At 63.6% G+C, this 18872-nt stretch carries 16 protein-coding genes; all 16 read left to right on the top strand.

Annotation, left to right across the window (positions count from 1 at the left end; all coding sequences use genetic code 11):
- Positions 1 to 7 precede the first annotated feature (7 nt).
- The 16 genes from BM279_RS14480 to nuoN all read left to right on the top strand — a co-directional run bounded on the left by BM279_RS14480 (position 8) and on the right by nuoN (position 18867).
- Positions 8 to 622 (top strand): DUF7931 domain-containing protein, encoded by a 615-nt coding sequence (locus BM279_RS14480; protein WP_093504767.1) that lies wholly within the window; start codon positions 8 to 10, stop codon positions 620 to 622.
- A 14-nt stretch (positions 623 to 636) separates the two neighbouring features.
- Positions 637 to 1443, top strand: a complete 807-nt coding sequence (locus BM279_RS14485; RefSeq protein ID WP_093504770.1) for a secretin N-terminal domain-containing protein — start codon at positions 637 to 639, stop codon at positions 1441 to 1443.
- Between the two features lie 469 nt (positions 1444 to 1912).
- The gene (locus tag BM279_RS14490) at positions 1913 to 3508 is read left to right on the top strand and encodes an isocitrate lyase (RefSeq protein ID WP_093504772.1); all 1596 of its coding nucleotides are present in this window, start codon (positions 1913 to 1915) and stop codon (positions 3506 to 3508) included.
- A gap of 425 nt (positions 3509 to 3933) precedes the next feature.
- Positions 3934 to 4347 carry an NADH-quinone oxidoreductase subunit A gene (locus tag BM279_RS14495; protein WP_013791411.1) on the top strand — a complete coding sequence of 138 codons (414 nt, stop codon included), beginning with the start codon at positions 3934 to 3936 and terminating at the stop codon, positions 4345 to 4347.
- A gap of 10 nt (positions 4348 to 4357) precedes the next feature.
- A complete protein-coding gene (locus tag BM279_RS14500) occupies positions 4358 to 5035 on the top strand; it encodes a NuoB/complex I 20 kDa subunit family protein (protein ID WP_013791410.1) in 678 nt (225 codons plus the stop codon).
- A gap of 60 nt (positions 5036 to 5095) precedes the next feature.
- The gene (gene nuoC / locus BM279_RS14505) at positions 5096 to 6877 is read left to right on the top strand and encodes an NADH-quinone oxidoreductase subunit C/D (protein ID WP_093504774.1); all 1782 of its coding nucleotides are present in this window, start codon (positions 5096 to 5098) and stop codon (positions 6875 to 6877) included.
- A gap of 10 nt (positions 6878 to 6887) precedes the next feature.
- Positions 6888 to 7379 (top strand): NADH-quinone oxidoreductase subunit NuoE, encoded by a 492-nt coding sequence (gene nuoE, locus BM279_RS14510; RefSeq protein WP_070887421.1) that lies wholly within the window; start codon positions 6888 to 6890, stop codon positions 7377 to 7379.
- Positions 7376 to 8737, top strand: coding sequence for an NADH-quinone oxidoreductase subunit NuoF (gene nuoF / locus BM279_RS14515; protein ID WP_013791407.1), 1362 nt, complete (start codon positions 7376 to 7378; stop codon positions 8735 to 8737). The genes nuoE and nuoF overlap by 4 nt, the downstream gene beginning before the upstream one ends.
- Before the next feature lie 107 nt (positions 8738 to 8844).
- A complete protein-coding gene (gene nuoG / locus BM279_RS14520; protein ID WP_093504776.1) occupies positions 8845 to 11574 on the top strand; it encodes an NADH-quinone oxidoreductase subunit NuoG in 2730 nt (909 codons plus the stop codon).
- Positions 11571 to 12563 (top strand): NADH-quinone oxidoreductase subunit NuoH, encoded by a 993-nt coding sequence (gene nuoH, locus BM279_RS14525; protein WP_093504778.1) that lies wholly within the window; start codon positions 11571 to 11573, stop codon positions 12561 to 12563. The genes nuoG and nuoH overlap by 4 nt, the downstream gene beginning before the upstream one ends.
- A gap of 11 nt (positions 12564 to 12574) precedes the next feature.
- A complete protein-coding gene (nuoI, locus tag BM279_RS14530; RefSeq protein WP_013791404.1) occupies positions 12575 to 13123 on the top strand; it encodes an NADH-quinone oxidoreductase subunit NuoI in 549 nt (182 codons plus the stop codon).
- Positions 13123 to 13632 carry an NADH-quinone oxidoreductase subunit J gene (nuoJ, locus tag BM279_RS14535; protein WP_027905360.1) on the top strand — a complete coding sequence of 170 codons (510 nt, stop codon included), beginning with the start codon at positions 13123 to 13125 and terminating at the stop codon, positions 13630 to 13632. Before nuoI ends, nuoJ begins: the two co-directional genes overlap by 1 nt.
- Positions 13629 to 13937, top strand: a complete 309-nt coding sequence (gene nuoK / locus BM279_RS14540; RefSeq protein WP_013791402.1) for an NADH-quinone oxidoreductase subunit NuoK — start codon at positions 13629 to 13631, stop codon at positions 13935 to 13937. Before nuoJ ends, nuoK begins: the two co-directional genes overlap by 4 nt.
- Entirely contained in the window at positions 13934 to 15781 is a 1848-nt protein-coding gene (gene nuoL / locus BM279_RS14545; protein WP_093504780.1) for an NADH-quinone oxidoreductase subunit L, read from the top strand. The genes nuoK and nuoL overlap by 4 nt, the downstream gene beginning before the upstream one ends.
- A gap of 41 nt (positions 15782 to 15822) precedes the next feature.
- Positions 15823 to 17352 carry an NADH-quinone oxidoreductase subunit M gene (nuoM, locus tag BM279_RS14550; protein ID WP_093504782.1) on the top strand — a complete coding sequence of 510 codons (1530 nt, stop codon included), beginning with the start codon at positions 15823 to 15825 and terminating at the stop codon, positions 17350 to 17352.
- A 27-nt stretch (positions 17353 to 17379) separates the two neighbouring features.
- A complete protein-coding gene (gene nuoN, locus BM279_RS14555) occupies positions 17380 to 18867 on the top strand; it encodes an NADH-quinone oxidoreductase subunit NuoN (RefSeq protein WP_093504784.1) in 1488 nt (495 codons plus the stop codon).
- Positions 18868 to 18872: the final 5 nt, after the last annotated feature.

Consider the following 18872-nt stretch of genomic DNA (forward strand, 5'->3'; position numbering starts at 1 on the left):
GGTCAGCATGAACGACGAGCACACGCCCGCCGATCTCGAGCCCATCGAGTTCGAGTCGCCCGGGCGTTTCACCCTGCACAACCCGGACAGCCCCCTGCCGCAGCCGGCCGCCTGGGAGCCGGCACCCTTCGTGCTCGGCAGCGAGTCGGCCATGCAGCGTTTCAGCCTGCCCGACCAGGCCCGCAGCCACGCCCTGGCGATGATGCAGCAGGCCAGGCGCACGCTGTGCCTCTACAGCCCCGATCTCGAACCCTGGCTCTACCACCACAGCAGCATTCACGCGGCCTGCAGCGATTTTCTGTTGCGCCATCGCCACAGCAGCCTGCGCATCCTGGTGTGCGACAGCAACCGCGCGGTTCGTGATGGGCACCGACTCATCGCCCTGTCGCGAAAACTGCCCAGCCACCTGCACATTCGCCGCTGTCATCCTGATTACCCTGTTCCCGAGGGCGCCTTTCTGCTGGCTGACGACCAGGGCCTGCTGATGCGCCCGGAGCCGGATCAGTTCGGCGGCTATGCGAATTACCAGGACGCCGCCCGTGTGCGTCAGTTGCAGCGGCTATTCGACCAGACCTGGGATACCAGCATCACCGATCCTGACTTGCGAAGTTTTCTGCTATGAAGAGATTTCTTGCCATGAAGCAATATTTTCTCGGCGCCGCCCTGCTCGCCCTAAGCCTCTCGGCGCTGGCCGCCACCGAAGTCATTCCACTCAACTACCGCACCGCAGGCGACCTACTACCCGTGGTGCAATCTGCACTGGGCAACGACGGGCGGGTGAGCGCCTACGGCAACCAGCTGATCGTCAATGCGTCGCCGGCGAAGATCGCGGAGGTGCGCGCCCTGCTCGGCCAGCTCGACACTCAGCCGCGGCGCTTGCTGATCAGCGTCGACACCAGTGAATCGACCTACCGCGACGACCGAGGTTACGGGGTAGACGGCAGCATCAGCGCCGGTAATGGCCGCGTGGAAATCGGCCGTGGCGAAGTCGACGGTCGCGACCAGGCGCGCATCATTCGCCGCAGCACCGACAGCCGCGGCGGCGGCACGCAGCAGGTGCAGACCAGCGAGGGTTACCCGGCGCTGATCCAGGTTGGCCAGAGCGTGCCGGTGACCACCAGCAGCCGCGGCCCTTACGGCCAGGTGTACAACAACACCGAGTACCGCAACGTCACCCAGGGTTTCTACGTCACCGCCAGCCTGGCGGGCGAAATCGTGCACCTGGATATCAGCAGCAACCGTGACCGGGTCAGCCAGCAGCAACCCGGCGTGATCGACATCCAGCAAGCCGACACTCGGGTCAGCGGACGGCTCGGCGAGTGGATCACCATCGGCGGCAGCAGCGAGCAGAGCCAGGCCGACCGCAGTGGCGTTCTGCGCCGCTACTCGACCGAAGGCCGCGACGACATGAGCATGCGCGTGAAGGTCGAGATGATCGACTGAAAGCCCCGTAAAACGTGACCATACGGTCGATCTAAGACTTATGTAGTACCCATAAAAAAACACTACAAAAACGATTGACGAACATTTTCGTCGGTCGCATGATGGCCTCGCTCCCGCTAATCAGGGGTTCTGGAAACAGGACCTCCGGGTCAATCTCCGCTTACCGCAGGGATCGATTCGTGTTGTTACGCCCACAAGGCAGCTCGACGAGATGGCGACTGGAACGAGGTTGTCCTGAGGGACGGGGAAGCGTTTCACGCATCGAACGGCACAGTGCCAAGGGCGTCCACGGGCCTGCACGCACCACCGCTCGCCTACCCGGCGGCGGGCACACGATGCGCTTCGTCCACCCGGCCACGGCTCTCCTCTTTCCGGTTTCCTCTCAACGTCTGCGGTGAGCTCGCGCCGAGCCTGCGCTTCCATGCGCGATGCCCGGTGCTCGACCAAACACACACTTGAAGGATTGACCATGTCAGCTTACGAAAACGACATCAAAGCCGTTGCCGCCCTGAAAGAAGCCGCTGGCAGCAGCTGGAGCGCTATCAACCCGGAATCCGTCGCTCGTATGCGCGCCCAGAACCGCTTCAAGACTGGCCTGGATGTAGCCAAGTACACCGCGGCCATCATGCGCAAGGACATGGCCGAGTACGACGCCGACTCGTCCGTCTACACCCAGTCACTGGGCTGCTGGCATGGCTTCATCGGCCAGCAGAAACTGATTTCCATCAAGAAGCACCTCAAGACCACCAACAAGCGTTACCTGTACCTGTCCGGCTGGATGATCGCCGCGCTGCGTTCCGATTTCGGCCCGCTGCCGGATCAGTCCATGCACGAGAAGACCGCGGTCGCCGCACTCATCGAAGAGCTGTACACCTTCTTGCGCCAGGCCGACGCCCGTGAGCTGGACCTGCTGTTCAGTGCTCTCGATGCGGCTCGCGAGTCGGGCGATCGTGCCAAGCAGAGCGAGATCCAGGCGCAAATCGACAATTTTGAAACCCACGTGGTGCCGATCATCGCTGACATCGATGCCGGTTTCGGCAACCCCGAGGCCACCTACCTGCTCGCCAAGAAGATGATCGAAGCCGGTGCCTGCTGCATCCAGATCGAGAACCAGGTCTCCGACGAGAAGCAGTGCGGCCACCAGGACGGCAAGGTCACCGTGCCCCATGCTGACTTCCTCGCCAAGATCAACGCGGTGCGCTACGCCTTCCTCGAGCTAGGCGTGGACGACGGCGTGATCGTCGCCCGTACCGATTCCCTGGGTGCCGGCCTCACCAAACAGATCGCCGTGACCAGCGAGCCGGGCGACCTGGGCGACCAGTACAACTCGTTCCTGGATTGCGACGAAATCAGCCCGGCCGAACTTAAGAACGGCGACGTGGTGATCAACCGTGAAGGCAAGCTGCTGCGGCCCAAACGCCTGCCGTCCAACCTGTTCCAGTTCCGCAAGGGTACCGGCGAGGATCGCTGCGTACTGGACAGCATCACCTCGCTGCAGAACGGCGCGGACATGATCTGGATCGAAACCGAGAAGCCCCATGTCGGCCAGATCAAGGCCATGGTCGATCGCGTTCGCGAAGTGATCCCCAATGCCAAGCTGGTCTACAACAACAGTCCGTCGTTCAACTGGACCCTGAGCTTCCGCCAGCAGGTGTTCGATGCCTTCGTTGCCGATGGCAAGGACGTATCGGCCTACGATCGCGCCAAGCTGATGAGCGCCGAGTACGACGAAACCGAACTGGCCCAGGTTGCCGACGAGAAGATCCGCACCTTCCAGCGCGACGGTTCGGCCAATGCCGGCATCTTTCACCACCTGATCACCCTGCCGACCTACCACACCGCTGCGCTGTCCACCGACAACCTGGCCAAGGGTTACTTTGCCGATCAGGGCATGCTGGCCTACGTCAAGGGCGTGCAGCGTCAGGAGATCCGTCAGGGCATCGCCTGCGTCAAGCACCAGAACATGGCGGGCTCGGACATCGGCGACAACCACAAGGAGTACTTCGCCGGTGAAGCAGCGCTGAAGGCTGGCGGCAAGGACAACACCATGAACCAGTTCCACTGAGAACTGGCCCCGCCCGGACACACGTTTCGAGCCTCGGCCCCGGCAGCGATGCCGGGGCTTTTTTATTGGCAACTAAGACGCGCAGCTTTAAAGCCGCTAGTTATCGACACGAGCCGCTTGGCGAAGCGTTAAAAGAACAGGCTCTCAAATGATATATATTCCTATTGAAGCGGATTTTACTTTCCACTACATATAACTTGCCCACGCAGCCGAAGTTTCCGCCTTGTTTTGTAGCTCCTTGATTTGCGTGGTTTTCTGAAAATGGGCCGATTGCAGGCATGCGACGTTTTATTATTTTTTTGTGCTGAAAAATTTACTTACACCCAATACAGGCATAACATTATGCGAATTGATTCAAGGCGCTTAATGCCTTGCCATAATTTTAAATCGTGCGTTAAGCCGTTCCTTGCCTGAGGAGCCCCGGCATGCTGGAAGCAAGCAGTTCCCTGTCCCATAACTGGGCGTTGGCCGTTTTTCTGCTGGGCGTCGTTGGTCTCTGTGCCTTCATGATGGGCGTCTCCAGCCTGCTGGGCAGCAAAGCCTGGGGGCGCAGCAAGAACGAGCCTTTCGAATCGGGCATGCTTCCCACCGGCAGTGCTCGCCTGCGCCTGTCCGCCAAATTCTATCTGGTCGCGATGCTCTTCGTGATCTTCGACGTCGAAGCCCTCTTTCTCTTCGCCTGGGCCGTCTCCGTTCGCGAAAGCGGCTGGGCCGGCTTCATCGAAGCAGCCGTTTTCATAAACATTCTGTTGGCAGGTCTTGTCTACCTTTGGCGTATCGGTGCGCTGGATTGGGCACCCGAGAGTCGTAAGGCTCGGCAGGCGAAGCTGAAACAATGAGGCTTTGGCGATGCAATACAAACTCACTCGGATCGATCCGGATGCTCCCAACGAGCAATACCCGATCGGCAAGCGGGAGGTCGTTACCGACCAACAGCTAGAAGACGAAGTGCACAAGAACATCTACATGGGGAAACTCTCGGATGTTCTCAGCGGTGCGGTGAACTGGGGTCGCAAGAACTCCCTGTGGCCGTACAACTTCGGGCTTTCCTGCTGCTACGTGGAAATGACCACCGCGTTCACCGCGCCGCACGACGTCGCGCGATTCGGTGCCGAGGTAATCCGTGCATCCCCACGCCAGGCCGACTTCATGGTCATCGCCGGCACCTGCTTCATCAAGATGGCGCCGGTCATCCAGCGTCTCTATGAGCAGATGCTCGAACCCAAGTGGGTCATCTCCATGGGCTCGTGCGCCAATTCCGGCGGCATGTACGACATCTACTCGGTCGTTCAGGGTGTCGACAAGTTCCTTCCCGTCGACGTCTACATTCCCGGTTGCCCGCCCCGTCCCGAGGCGTTCCTGCAAGGCCTGATGCTGCTGCAGGAATCCATCGGTCAGGAGCGCCGCCCGCTGTCCTGGGTCGTTGGCGATCAAGGCGTTTACCGCGCCGAGATGCCTTCCCAGAAAGAACAGCGCCGCGAGCAGCGTATTGCGGTTACCAACCTGCGTTCCCCTGACGAAGTCTGAGTCCTGCTTCCTTATAAGAGCCGGACTCACTCTCACCGTTGACCGATAGCGATCGAGACCATGACTGCAGACACCATCGTGTCCATTGCGCCGTACAAGGCGGACGACCAAGACGTCGTCGTTGAGCTTCAATCCCGTTTTGGCGCCGACAGCTTCACGCTGCAGGCCACCCGCACCGGCATGCCGGTGATCTGGGTCGGCCGCGACAAGCTCGTCGAAGTGCTGCGCTTCCTGCGCCAGACCACCCGCCCCTACGTCATGCTGTATGACCTGCACGGCGTCGACGAGCGCCTGCGCACCCAGCGTCGCGGCCTGCCGGACGCCGATTTCACCGTGTTCTATCACCTCATGTCGCTGGAGCGTAACAGCGACGTGATGATCAAGGTGGCGCTGCGCGAGGGCGACCTCAACCTGCCGTCCGTGACCGGCATCTGGCCGAACGCCAACTGGTACGAGCGCGAAGTGTGGGATCTGTACGGCATCCACTTCACCGGCCACCCGCACCTGACCCGGATCATGATGCCGCCGACCTGGGAAGGTCACCCGCTGCGCAAGGACTATCCGGCGCGCGCCACCGAATTCGACCCGTTCAGCCTGACCCTGGCCAAGCAGCAGCTCGAGGAAGAGGCCGCGCGCTTCAACCCCGAAGACTGGGGCATGAAACGCCACAGCGAGAACGAGGACTACATGTTCCTCAACCTCGGCCCCAACCACCCGTCCGCCCACGGTGCGTTCCGCATCATCCTGCAGCTCGACGGTGAAGAGATCCTCGATTGCGTGCCGGAAATCGGCTACCACCACCGCGGTGCCGAGAAGATGGCCGAGCGCCAGAGCTGGCACAGCTTCATCCCCTACACCGACCGTATCGACTACCTCGGCGGGGTGATGAACAACCTGCCCTACGTGCTCTCGGTCGAGAAGCTGGCCGGCATCAAGGTGCCGCAGAAGGTCGACACCATCCGCATCATGATGGCCGAGTTCTTCCGCATCACCAGTCACCTGCTGTTCTTGGGTACCTACATCCAGGACGTGGGCGCCATGACCCCGGTGTTCTTCACCTTCACCGACCGCCAGCGCGCCTACAAGGTGATCGAAGCCATTACCGGTTTCCGCCTGCACCCGGCCTGGTACCGCATCGGTGGTGTCGCCCACGACCTGCCGCGTGGCTGGGACAAGCTGGTCAAGGAATTCGTCGACTGGCTGCCCAAGCGCCTCGACGAATACGAAAAGGCTGCACTGAGGAACAGCATCCTCAAGGCCCGTACCATCGGCGTCGCCCAGTACAACACCAAGGAAGCCTTGGAATGGGGCACCACCGGTGCCGGGCTGCGCGCCACCGGCTGCGATTTCGACCTGCGCAAGGCGCGCCCCTATTCCGGCTACGAGAACTTCGAGTTCGAAGTGCCGCTGGCCGCCAACGGCGATGCCTATGACCGCTGCATGGTGCGTGTCGAGGAGATGCGCCAGAGCATCCGGATCATCGACCAGTGCCTGCGCAACATGCCGGAAGGCCCGTACAAGGCGGATCACCCGCTGACCACGCCGCCGCCGAAAGAGCGCACGCTGCAGCACATCGAAACCCTGATCACCCACTTCCTGCAGGTTTCCTGGGGCCCGGTCATGCCGGCCAACGAAAGCTTCCAGATGATCGAAGCGACCAAGGGTATCAACAGCTACTACCTGACCAGCGACGGCAGCACCATGAGCTACCGCACGCGCATCCGCACGCCGAGCTTCGCCCACCTGCAGCAGATCCCCTCGGTGATCCGCGGCAGCATGGTCGCCGACCTGATCGCGTACCTGGGCAGTATCGACTTCGTCATGGCCGACGTGGATCGCTGAGGAGAATACCATGAACATGATTCAGACCGACCGTTTCGCCCTCAGTGAAACCGAGCGCTCGGCCATCGAGCACGAGATGCACCACTACGAGGACCCGCGTGCGGCGTCCATCGAAGCCCTTAAGATCGTGCAGAAGGAACGCGGCTGGGTGCCGGACGGCGCCGCCGATGCCATCGGCGCGATTCTCGGCATCCCGGCCAGCGACGTCGAAGGTGTCGCCACCTTCTACAGCCAGATCTTCCGCCAGCCCGTCGGCCGTCACATCATCCGTGTGTGCGACAGCATGACCTGCTTCATCGGTGGCCACGAGAACGTGCTCGGCAGCATCAAGGCCGAACTGGGCATCGTGCCCGGCCAGACCACCGCCGACGGCCGCTTCACCCTGCTGCCGGTGTGCTGCCTGGGCAACTGCGACAAGGCGCCGGCGATGATGATCGACGACGAAACCTTTGGCGACGTGCAACCCGAAGGCGTGGCGCAACTGCTGGAGAACTTCCAATGATCAGCCGCAGCTCCAACCTGCTGACCTCCTTCGGCCCGGCCAACCGCATCGCCCGCAGCGAAGAGACTCATCCGCTGACCTGGCGCCTGCGCGACGACGCCCAGCCCGTGTGGCTCGACGAATACCAGCAGAAGAACGGTTATGCCGCCGCCCGCAAGGCCCTGGCCGAGATGGCCCAGGCCGACATCGTGCAGACGGTCAAGGATTCCGGCCTCAAGGGCCGCGGCGGTGCGGGCTTTCCTACCGGCGTGAAGTGGGGCCTGATGCCCAACGACGAATCGCTGAACATCCGTTACCTGCTGTGCAACGCGGACGAGATGGAACCCAACACCTGGAAGGACCGCATGCTGATGGAACAGCTGCCGCACCTGCTGGTGGAAGGCATGCTGATCAGCGCCCGGGCCCTGAAGGCCTACCGCGGCTACATCTTCCTGCGTGGCGAGTACGTCGACGCCGCCGCCAACCTCAACCGCGCCATCGAGGAAGCCAAGGCCGCCGGCCTGCTGGGCAAGAACATCCTGGGCAGCGGTTTCGATTTCGAATTGTTCGTGCATACCGGCGCCGGGCGTTACATCTGCGGTGAAGAAACCGCGCTGATCAACTCCCTGGAAGGCCGTCGCGCCAACCCGCGCGCCAAGCCGCCCTTCCCTGCTGCGGTGGGCGTGTGGGGCAAGCCGACCTGCGTCAACAACGTCGAGACCCTGTGCAACGTGCCGTCGATCATCGGCAACGGCGTGGACTGGTACAAGTCCCTGGCCCGCGAAGGCAGCGAAGACCACGGCACCAAGCTGATGGGCTTCTCCGGCAAGGTCAAGAACCCGGGGATCTGGGAGCTGCCATTCGGCATCAGCGCCCGCGAGCTGTTCGAGGACTACGCCGGCGGCATGCGCGACGGCTACACCCTCAAGGCCTGGCAGCCTGGCGGCGCCGGCACCGGTTTCCTGCTGCCCGAGCACCTCGAGGCCTCGATGTACGCCGCCGGCATCGCCAAGGTCGGCACCCGCATGGGTACCGGCCTGGCCCTGGCCATCGACAACACGGTGAACATGGTTTCGCTGCTGCGCAACATGGAAGAGTTCTTCGCCCGCGAATCCTGCGGCTGGTGCACGCCATGCCGCGACGGCCTGCCGTGGAGCGTGAAGATCCTCCGCGCCCTGGAGCGCAAGCAGGGTACCCGCGAGGACATCGACACCCTGCTCGGGCTGGTCAATTTCCTCGGCCCCGGCAAGACCTTCTGTGCTCACGCACCGGGTGCCGTGGAGCCACTGGGCAGCGCGATCAAGTATTTCCGTGAAGAGTTCGAAGCCGGTGTGGGCGCCACTGCGCCGCAGCCGCCGGTAGCGGCACACGCGGTATAGGCCCGATGGTCGGACGAGTGGGCGCGATGGCGCCGTCCGGCCCAGGCAAAGACAAGAATTCCCTTAGCCCGTCCGCTTTCGAGCGGGCAAACGAAGACTGAAGAAAAATGGCCACTATCCACGTAGACGGCAAAGATCTCGAAGTCGATGGTGCGGACAACCTGCTGCAGGCCTGTCTGTCCCTTGGTCTCGACATCCCCTACTTCTGCTGGCACCCGGCGCTCGGCAGCGTTGGCGCCTGCCGCCAGTGCGCGGTGAAGCAGTACAGCGACGAAAACGACAAGCGCGGCCGCCTGGTCATGTCCTGCATGACGCCGGCCACCGACAACAGCTGGATCTCCATCGACGACGAAGAGGCCGTGGCCTTTCGCAAGAGTGTCGTCGAGTGGCTGATGACCAACCACCCGCACGACTGCCCGGTGTGCGAGGAAGGCGGCCATTGCCACCTGCAGGACATGACGGTGATGACCGGCCACAACGCCCGTCGCTATCGGTTCAGCAAGCGCACCCACCAGAACCAGGAGCTCGGCCCGTTCATAGCCCATGAGATGAACCGCTGCATCGCCTGCTACCGCTGCGTGCGTTACTACAAGGATTACGCCGGCGGCACCGACCTGGGCGTCTACGGTGCCCACGACAACGTGTACTTCGGCCGCGTCGAAGACGGCACCCTGGAAAGCGAGTTCTCCGGCAACCTGGTTGAGGTCTGCCCGACCGGTGTGTTCACCGACAAGACCCACTCCGAGCGCTACAACCGCAAGTGGGACATGCAGTTCGCCCCGAGCATCTGTCATGGCTGCTCCAGCGGCTGCAACACCAGCCCCGGTGAGCGCTATGGCGAAGTACGCCGCATCGAGAACCGCTTCAACGGCTCGGTGAACCAGTACTTCCTGTGCGACCGTGGTCGCTTCGGCTATGGCTACGTCAACCGTGAAGACCGTCCGCGTCAGCCGGTGATGATGCTCAGCAAGATGAAGATGGGCCTGGACGCCGCACTGGATCAGGCCGCTGCCCTGCTCAAGGGCCGCAAGGTGATCGGTATCGGCTCGCCACGTGCCAGCCTGGAGGGCAACTTCGCCCTGCGCGAGCTGGTCGGCGCTGGCAACTTCTACTCCGGTATCGCTGCAGCCGAGCAGGCCAACATTCGCCTGATCCGCGACGTGCTGCAGAACGGCCCGCTGCCGGTGCCGACCCTGCGCGACATCGAGAGCCACGACGCCGTGTTCGTGCTCGGTGAAGACCTCACCCAGACCGCCGCCCGCGTCGCTCTGGCCCTGCGCCAGTCGGTCAAGGGCAAGGCCACCGAGATCGCCGCTGGTGCGAAGATCCAGGATTGGCACATGGCCGCCGTGCAGAACGTCGCCCAGCACGCGCTCAACCCGCTGTTCATCGCCAGCGTCACCGCCACTCGCCTCGACGACGTCGCCGAGCAGTGCGTGCACGCCGCGCCCGATGACCTGGCGCGCATCGGTTTCGCCGTGGCCCACGCCATCGACCCGAGCGCCCCGGCCGTCGAAGGCCTGGAAGCCGAGGCCGGCGAGCTGGTGCAACGCATCGCCGAGGCGCTGCTGAACGCCAAGCGCCCGCTGATCGTTTCCGGCGCCTCGCTGGGCAATCGCGCGCTGATCGAAGCCGCCGCCAACATCGCCAGCGCCCTGAAGAATCGCGAGAAGAACGGCTCCATCAGCCTGGTGGTGCCGGAAGCCAACAGCATGGGCATGGCCCTGCTGATGGGTGAGCAGTTCGCCGGCAACAGCCTGGACGACGCCCTCGAAGCGCTGACCGCAGGTCAGGCCGACGCCCTGGTGGTGCTGGAGAACGACCTCTATCACCGCGCCGATGCCGCCCGTGTAGATGCCGCCCTGGCCGCCGCCAAGGTGGTGATCGTCGCCGATCACCAGAGCACCGCCACCACCGCCAAGGCGCACCTGCTGCTGCCGGCTGCCAGCTTCGCCGAAGGCGACGGCACCCTGATCAGCCAGGAAGGCCGCGCCCAGCGCTTCTTCCAGGTCTATGACCCGTCCTACTACGACGCCAACATTCTGGTGCGCGAAGGCTGGCGCTGGCTGCACGCGCTGCACAGCACGCTGCATAATCGCGTCGTCGACTGGACCCAGCTCGACCAGGTCACCGCTGCCTGCGCCGAAAGCTCCGCGCAGCTCGCCGGCATTCGTGATGCCGCGCCAAGCGCCTCGTTCCGTATCAAGGGCCTCAAGCTGGCCCGCGAACCGCATCGCTACAGCGGTCGTACCGCCATGCGCGCCAATATCAGCGTGCACGAGCCGCGTCAGCCCCAGGACAAGGACAGCGCCTTTGCCTTCTCCATGGAAGGCTACTCGGGCAGCAAGGAAGACCGTCAGCAGATCCCGTTCGCCTGGTCGCCAGGCTGGAACTCGCCCCAGGCCTGGAACAAGTTCCAGGATGAAGTCGGTGGTCACCTGCGTGCCGGCGACCCCGGCGTGCGCCTGATCGAAGCCAAGGGCGCAAGCCTGGGCTGGTTCAGCGCACCGACGGCCTTCAACCCGACCCAGGGCACCTGGCAGGCCGTGCCGCTGCACCATCTGTTCGGCAGCGAGGAAATGTCCTCGCGCGCCGCACCGATCGCCGAGCGCACACCCGAAGCCTACGTGGCGCTGGCCAAGGATGAAGCCGATCGCCTCGGCGTCAACGACGGCGCCCTGCTGCAACTGAGCGTCAACGGTCAGAGCCTGCGCCTGCCGCTGCGCGTCACTGAAGAGCTGGGCATCGGCCTGGTCGGCCTGCCGGTCGGCCTGGCAGGCATTCCGGCCGCCATCGCCGGCGCGTCCGTCACCAATATCGGGGAGGCCGCGCAATGAGCTGGTTGACGCCCGAGTTGCTCGACATCATCCAGGAAGTGCTCAAGGCCATCGTCATCCTGCTCGCCGTGGTGGTGTGCGGTGCGCTGCTGAGCTTCGTCGAACGCCGCCTGCTCGGCTGGTGGCAGGATCGCTACGGCCCGAACCGGGTCGGCCCGTTCGGCATGTTCCAGCTGGCTGCGGACATGCTCAAGATGTTCTTCAAGGAAGACTGGACGCCGCCGTTCGCCGACAAGCTGATCTTCACCCTGGCGCCGATCATCGCCATGGGCGCCATGCTGGTTGCCTTCGCGATCATCCCGATCACCCCCAACTGGGGCGTGGCGGACCTGAACATCGGCATCCTGTTCTTCTTCGCCATGGCTGGCCTGTCGGTGTACGCCGTGCTGTTCGCCGGCTGGTCGAGCAACAACAAGTTCGCCCTGCTCGGCAGCCTGCGTGCCTCGGCCCAGACCATCTCCTACGAGGTGTTCCTGGCCCTGGCGCTGATGGGCATCGTCGCCCAGGTCGGCTCGTTCAACATGCGCGACATCGTCGATTACCAGGCGCAGAACCTGTGGTTCATCATTCCGCAGTTCTTTGGTTTCTGTACCTTCTTCATCGCCGGCGTGGCCGTGACGCACCGTCACCCCTTCGACCAGCCGGAAGCGGAGCAGGAGCTGGCCGACGGTTACCACATCGAATACGCCGGCATGAAATGGGGCATGTTCTTCGTCGGTGAATACATCGGCATCGTGACCATCTCCGCGCTGCTGGTAACCCTGTTCTTCGGTGGCTGGCACGGTCCGTTCGGCATCCTGCCGCAGATCCCGTTCTTCTGGTTCGCGATCAAGACCTGCTTCTTCATCATGATCTTCATCCTGCTGCGCGCTTCCATTCCGCGCCCGCGGTATGACCAGGTCATGGCCTTCAGCTGGAAGTTCTGCCTGCCGCTGACCCTGATCAACCTGCTGGTGACCGGCGCCGTCGTGCTGGCCACGGCCCAGTAAGGAGAAACGAGATGCTCAAATACATTTGGGATGTGCTGGTCGGCACCGGCACGCAATTGCGCAGCCTGGTCATGGTCTTCGGCCATGGCTTTCGCAAGCGCGACACCCTGCAATACCCGGAAGAACAGGTCTACCTGCCACCGCGCTACCGCGGCCGCATCGTACTGACCCGCGACCCCGATGGCGAAGAACGCTGCGTAGCCTGCAACCTGTGCGCCGTGGCCTGCCCGGTGGGCTGCATTTCGCTGCAGAAGGCGGAAACCGAAGACGGCCGCTGGTACCCGGACTTCTTTCGCATCAACTTCTCGCGCTGCATCTTCTGCGGCCTGTGCGAGGAAGCCTGCCCGACCACCGCGATCCAGCTCACCCCGGATTTCGAAATGGGCGAGTTCAAGCGTCAGGACCTGGTGTACGAGAAGGAAGACCTGCTGATCTCCGGCCCCGGCAAGAACCCGGACTACAACTTCTACCGCGTGGCCGGCATGGCCATCGCCGGCAAGCCGAAAGGCGCCGCGCAGGACGAAGCCGAGCCGATCAACGTCAAGGGGTTGTTGCCATAATGGAATTCGCCTTCTACTTCTCCGCAGGGGTCGCGGTTGCCTCGACCTTTGGCGTGATCACCGGCAAGAACCCGGTGCACGCCCTGCTCTACCTGATCATCTCGCTGCTCGCCGTGTCCATGGTGTTCTTCAGCCTCGGTGCGCCGTTCGCCGGCGCGCTGGAAATCATCGTCTACGCCGGCGCCATCATGGTGCTGTTCGTGTTCGTGGTGATGATGCTCAACCTCGGCCCGGCCTCGGTACAGCAGGAACGCACCTGGCTGACCCCGGGCATCTGGATCGGCCCGGCGCTGCTCTCGGCGCTGCTGCTGGGTCAGCTGCTGTACGTGCTGTTCGCCGTACCGAGCGGCGCCACCATCGGCCACACCACGGTCGATGCCAAGGCCGTGGGCATTCACCTGTTCGGCCCTTATCTGCTGGCCGTCGAGCTGGCGTCCATGCTGCTGCTGGCCGCACTGGTCGCCGCCTATCACCTGGGCCGTAACGACATCAAGGATGCTACGCCATGAACGGTATTCCAATGGAGCACGGCCTGGCGCTGGCCGGCGTGCTGTTCAGCCTCGGCCTGGTAGGCCTGATGGTGCGCCGCAACATCCTGTTCGTGCTGATGAGCCTGGAAGTGATGATGAACGCCGCTGCCCTCGCCTTCGTGGTCGCCGGCGCGCGCTGGGCACAGGCTGACGGGCAGATCATGTTCATTCTGGTCATCGCCCTGGCCGCCGCCGAAGCGAGCATCGGCCTGGCGATCCTGCTGCAGCTGTACCGCCGCTTCCACACCCTCGATATCGACGCAGCCAGCGAGATGCGCGGATGAACCTCTTATTCCTGACCCTACTGTTCCCACTGATCGGCTGGTTCATCCTGGCCTTTTCCCGCGGCCGCCTGAGCGAAGGCGCTGCCGCCATCGTCGGTGTCGGCTCGGTCGGCCTGTCGGCCCTGACCACCGCCTGGATCATGTGGCAGTTCAACGTCGCGCCACCGGCAGACGGCGTTTACACCCAAACCCTGTGGCAGTGGATGAGCGTCGACGGCCTGGCGCCGAGCTTCACCCTGTACCTGGACGGTCTCTCGCTGACCATGCTAGGCGTGGTCACCGGCGTGGGCTTCCTGATCCACATGTTCGCCAGCTGGTACATGCGCGGTGAAGAGGGTTACTCGCGTTTCCTCTCCTACACCAACCTGTTCATATTCAGCATGCTGCTGCTGGTGCTGGGCGACAACCTGATGACTCTGTTCTTCGGGTGGGAAGGCGTGGGCCTGTGCTCGTACCTGCTGATCGGCTTCTACTACAAGCACGTGCCCAACGGTAACGCGGCGCTGAAAGCGTTCATCGTCACCCGTATCGGCGACGTGTTCCTGATGATCGGCCTGTTCCTGCTGTTCCTCAACCTCGGCACCCTGAACATCCAGGAGCTGATGGTGCTGGCCCCGCAGAAGTACGCAGCCGGCGATACCTGGCTGTGGCTGGCGACCCTGATGCTGCTCGGCGGCGCGGTCGGTAAATCCGCCCAGCTGCCCCTGCAGACCTGGCTGGCCGACGCCATGGCCGGCCCGACGCCGGTTTCGGCACTGATCCACGCCGCCACCATGGTCACCGCGGGCGTCTACCTGATCGCCCGTACCAACGGCTTGTTCCTGCTGACCCCGGAGATTCTCGAGCTGGTCGGCATCGTCGGTGGCGTGACCCTGGTGCTGGCGGGTTTTGCCGCCCTGGTGCAGACCGACATCAAGCGCATCCTCGCCTACTCGACCATGAGCCAGATCGGCTACATGTTCCTGGCCCTGGGCGTGGGTGCCTGGGACGCGGCGATCTTCCACCTGATGACCCACGCCTTCTTCAAGGCGCTGCTGTTCCTCGCTTCCGGTTCGGTGATCCACGCCTGCCACCACGAGCAGAACATCTTCAAGATGGGTGGCCTGTGGAAGAAGCTGCCGCTGGCCTATGCCAGCTTCATCGTCGGCGGCTCGGCCCTGGCGGCGCTGCCGCTGATCACCGTGGGCTTCTACTCCAAGGACGAGATTCTCTGGGAAGCCTTCGCCAGCGGTAATTCCGGCCTGCTCTACGCCGGTTTGCTGGGCGCCTTCATGACCTCGATCTACACCTTCCGGTTGATCTTCATCGCCTTCCATGGCGAGCAGAAGACCGACGCCCATGCCGGTCATGGTATCGCCCACAACCTGCCGCTGATCGTGCTGATCGTGCTGTCGACCTTCATCGGCGCCTGGATCACTCCGCCGCTGGCTGGCGTGCTGCCGCAGAGCGCCGGCCATGCCGGTGGCGAGGCCAAGCACAGCCTGGAAATCGTCTCGGGCTGCATCGCCCTGGCCGGTATCCTGCTGGCCGCCATGCTGTTCCTCGGCAAGCGCAGTTTCGTCAGCGCCGTCGCCAGCAGCGCGCCGGGTCGTTTCCTGTCGGCCTGGTGGTTCGCCGCCTGGGGCTTCGACTGGCTCTACGACAAGATTTTCGTGCAGCCCTACCTGTTCTTCTGCCGGGTGCTCGCCCGTGACCCGATCGACGGTGCCATCGGCATCGTCCCGCGCCTGGCGCGTGGTGGTCATGGCGTGCTGAGCCGCAGCGAAACCGGGCATCTGCGCTGGTACGCCATCTCCATCGCCGGGGGCGCCGTACTGGTGCTCGCTGCCGTGCTGCTGGCCTGACCGATGATCCCGAATACTTTTTCTAAGGAAACTCGCCCGTCATGATTCTGCCTTGGCTAATCCTGATCCCCTTTATCGGCGGCCTGTTGTGCTGGCAGGCGGAGCGCTTCGGCGGAACCCTGCCGCGCTGGATCGCGCTGCTGACCATGTCCCTGCTGTTCGGCCTCGGCCTGTGGCTGTGGGGCACCGGTGACTTCAGCCTGGCGCCTGCGCCGGGTGCCGAGCCACGCTGGGCGCACGAATTCCAGGTGCGCTGGATCGAGCGCTTCGGCATCAGCATCCACCTGGCGATGGACGGCCTGTCGGTGCTGATGGTCACCCTCACCGGCCTGCTCGGCGTGCTGTCGGTACTGTGCTCGTGGAACGAGATCCAGAAGCGCGTGGGCTTCTTCCACCTCAACCTGATGTGGATCCTCGGCGGCGTGGTCGGCGTGTTCCTGGCCATCGACCTGTTCCTGTTCTTCTTCTTCTGGGAAATGATGCTGGTGCCGATGTATTTCCTCATCGCGCTCTGGGGTCATAGCGGCAGCCCTGGCAAGAGCCGCATCAACGCGGCCACCAAGTTCTTCATCTTCACCCAGGCCAGCGGTCTGGTGATGCTGGTGGCGATTCTTGGCCTGGTGTTCGTGCACTTCAACCAGACCGGCGTATTCACCTTCAACTACGCCGACCTGCTCAAGACCGAGCTGTCCGAAGGCACCGAATACCTGCTGATGCTGGGCTTCTTCATCGCCTTCGCGGTCAAGTTCCCGGTGGTGCCCCTGCACTCCTGGCTGCCGGACGCCCACGCCCAGGCGCCGACCGCAGGCTCGGTGGACCTCGCCGGTATCCTGCTGAAAACCGCGGCCTACGGCCTGCTGCGCTTCTCGCTGCCACTGTTCCCGAATGCCTCGGCGGAGTTCGCGCCGATCGCGATGTACCTGGGCGTGTTCGCCATCATCTACGGCGCCCTGCTGTCGTTCGCGCAGACCGACATCAAGCGCCTGGTGGCCTACTCCAGCGTGTCGCACATGGGCTTCGTGCTGATCGCCATCTACTCGGGCAGCCAGATCGCCCTGCAAGGTGCGGTGGTGCAGATGATGGCCCACGGCCTGTCGGCTGCGGCGCTGTTCATCCTCTGCGGACAGCTGTACGAGCGCCTGCACACCCGCGACATGCGCGAAATGGGCGGTATCTGGGCACGCATGTCCTGGCTGCCGGCGCTCAGCCTGTTCTTCGCGGCTGCTGCACTGGGCCTGCCGGGCACCGGCAACTTCGTCGGCGAGTTCCTGATCCTGATCGGCAGCTTCCCGACTGCGCCGTGGATCACCGTGATCGCGGCGACCGGCCTGGTACTGGGCTCCGTGTACTCGCTGATCATGATCCACCGCGCCCACTTCGGCCCGGTGAAGAACGACAGCCCGCTGCCGGGCCTGCAATTTCGTGAACTGAGCATGGTGCTGTGCCTCGCGGTGCTGCTGATCCTGCTCGGCGTTTACCCGCAGCCGGTGCTCGACACCTCTGCCGCCAGCATGCAAGGCGTGCAGCAGTGGTTCAGTGGCGCTCTCGATCAACTCGCCTCGGGCCGGTAAGGGTTAAAATTTATGGAACATCATGCTGTGCAATTCTCCACCCAACACCTGATCGCCCTGCTGCCGCTGCTGGTCACCTGCGCCACCGTGGTGGTGGTCATGCTGGCCATCGCCTGGAAACGTAGCCACTCGATGACCTTCGTGCTGTCGGTGATCGGCCTCAACGCGGCCCTGCTGTCGCTGCTGCCGACCATCGGCGTCACGCCGCTGCAGGTCACCCCGCTGATGCAGATCGACACCTTCGCCTGCTATTACATGGCGCTGGTGCTGATCGCCACCCTGGCGTGCGTCACCCTCACCCACGCCTACCTGGGCGAGGCCAAGATCAACGACGGGCAGACCAAGGGCTACCCGCGCAACCGCGAAGAAATGTACCTGCTGCTGCTGCTCTCCGCGGCCGGCGGCCTGGTGCTGGTCAGCACCGAGCACCTGGCGGGCCTGTTCATCGGCCTGGAGCTGCTCTCGGTACCGACCTACGGGATGATCGCCTACGCCTACTTCAACAAGCGTTCGCTGGAAGCCGGCATCAAGTACATGGTGCTGTCGGCCGCCGGCAGCGCCTTCCTGCTGTTCGGCATGGCGCTGCTGTATGCCGACGCCGGCAGCCTGAGCTTCGCACAGATCGGTGCCAGCCTGGCCGGTGCCAGCGGCAGCCAGCTGGTGCAGATCGGTATCGGCATGATGCTCATCGGTCTGGCGTTCAAGCTGTCCATGGTGCCGTTCCACCTGTGGACGCCGGACGTCTACGAAGGCGCCCCGGCGCCAGTGGCTGCCTTCCTGGCCACCGCCAGCAAGGTCGCGGTATTCGCCGTGCTGCTGCGTCTGTACCAGCTCTCCCCGGCCACCGCCGGCGGCTGGCTGAACGACCTGCTGACGGTCATCGCCATCGCCTCGATCCTGTTCGGCAACCTGCTGGCTCTGGTGCAGAACAACCTCAAGCGCTTGCTCGGTTATTCGTCGATCGCCCACTTCGGTTACCTGCTGGTGGCGCTGATCGCCAGCAAGGGCCTGGCCGTGGAAGCCATCGGCGTGTACATGGCCACCTACGTGCTGACCAGCCTGGGCGCCTTCGGGGTGATCACCCTGATGTCGACGCCCTACAACGGCCGTGACGCCGACGCGCTGTACGAGTACCGCGGCCTGTTCTGGCGCCGCCCGTACCTGACCGCGGTACTGACCGTGATGATGCTGTCGCTGGCGGGCATTCCGCTCACTGCAGGCTTCATTGGCAAGTTCTACGTGATCGCCGCGGGTGTGCAGGCGCAACTGTGGTGGCTGATCGCGGCGCTGATCCTGGGTAGCGCCATCGCGGTGTTCTACTACCTGCGCGTGATGGTCACCCTGTTCCTCAACGAGCCGAACCTGCAGCGTCACGATGCACCGTTCAACTGGGGCCAACGTGCCGGCGGCATCATGCTGATGCTGGTGGCGGCCCTGGCCTTCGTGCTCGGCGTGTACCCGCAGCCGCTGCTGGATCTGGTCCAGCAAGCCGGCCTGGCTGCTGTCGCGCTCTGATCAGA

The sequence above is a fragment of the Phytopseudomonas straminea genome (assembly GCF_900112645.1).
Lineage (GTDB): Bacteria > Pseudomonadota > Gammaproteobacteria > Pseudomonadales > Pseudomonadaceae > Aquipseudomonas > Aquipseudomonas straminea.

Bases quoted from the DNA above. Each gene is read 5' to 3' on its own strand.
- BM279_RS14480 (WP_093504767.1), top strand. From the start codon at position 8: ATGAACGACGAGCACACGCCCGCCGATCTCGAGCCCATCGAGTTCGAG.
- BM279_RS14485 (WP_093504770.1), top strand. From the start codon at position 637: ATGAAGCAATATTTTCTCGGCGCCGCCCTGCTCGCCCTAAGCCTCTCG.
- BM279_RS14490 (WP_093504772.1), top strand. From the start codon at position 1,913: ATGTCAGCTTACGAAAACGACATCAAAGCCGTTGCCGCCCTGAAAGAA.
- BM279_RS14495 (WP_013791411.1), top strand. From the start codon at position 3,934: ATGCTGGAAGCAAGCAGTTCCCTGTCCCATAACTGGGCGTTGGCCGTT.
- BM279_RS14500 (WP_013791410.1), top strand. From the start codon at position 4,358: ATGCAATACAAACTCACTCGGATCGATCCGGATGCTCCCAACGAGCAA.
- nuoC (WP_093504774.1), top strand. From the start codon at position 5,096: ATGACTGCAGACACCATCGTGTCCATTGCGCCGTACAAGGCGGACGAC.
- nuoE (WP_070887421.1), top strand. From the start codon at position 6,888: ATGAACATGATTCAGACCGACCGTTTCGCCCTCAGTGAAACCGAGCGC.
- nuoF (WP_013791407.1), top strand. From the start codon at position 7,376: ATGATCAGCCGCAGCTCCAACCTGCTGACCTCCTTCGGCCCGGCCAAC.
- nuoG (WP_093504776.1), top strand. From the start codon at position 8,845: ATGGCCACTATCCACGTAGACGGCAAAGATCTCGAAGTCGATGGTGCG.
- nuoH (WP_093504778.1), top strand. From the start codon at position 11,571: ATGAGCTGGTTGACGCCCGAGTTGCTCGACATCATCCAGGAAGTGCTC.
- nuoI (WP_013791404.1), top strand. From the start codon at position 12,575: ATGCTCAAATACATTTGGGATGTGCTGGTCGGCACCGGCACGCAATTG.
- nuoJ (WP_027905360.1), top strand. From the start codon at position 13,123: ATGGAATTCGCCTTCTACTTCTCCGCAGGGGTCGCGGTTGCCTCGACC.
- nuoK (WP_013791402.1), top strand. From the start codon at position 13,629: ATGAACGGTATTCCAATGGAGCACGGCCTGGCGCTGGCCGGCGTGCTG.
- nuoL (WP_093504780.1), top strand. From the start codon at position 13,934: ATGAACCTCTTATTCCTGACCCTACTGTTCCCACTGATCGGCTGGTTC.
- nuoM (WP_093504782.1), top strand. From the start codon at position 15,823: ATGATTCTGCCTTGGCTAATCCTGATCCCCTTTATCGGCGGCCTGTTG.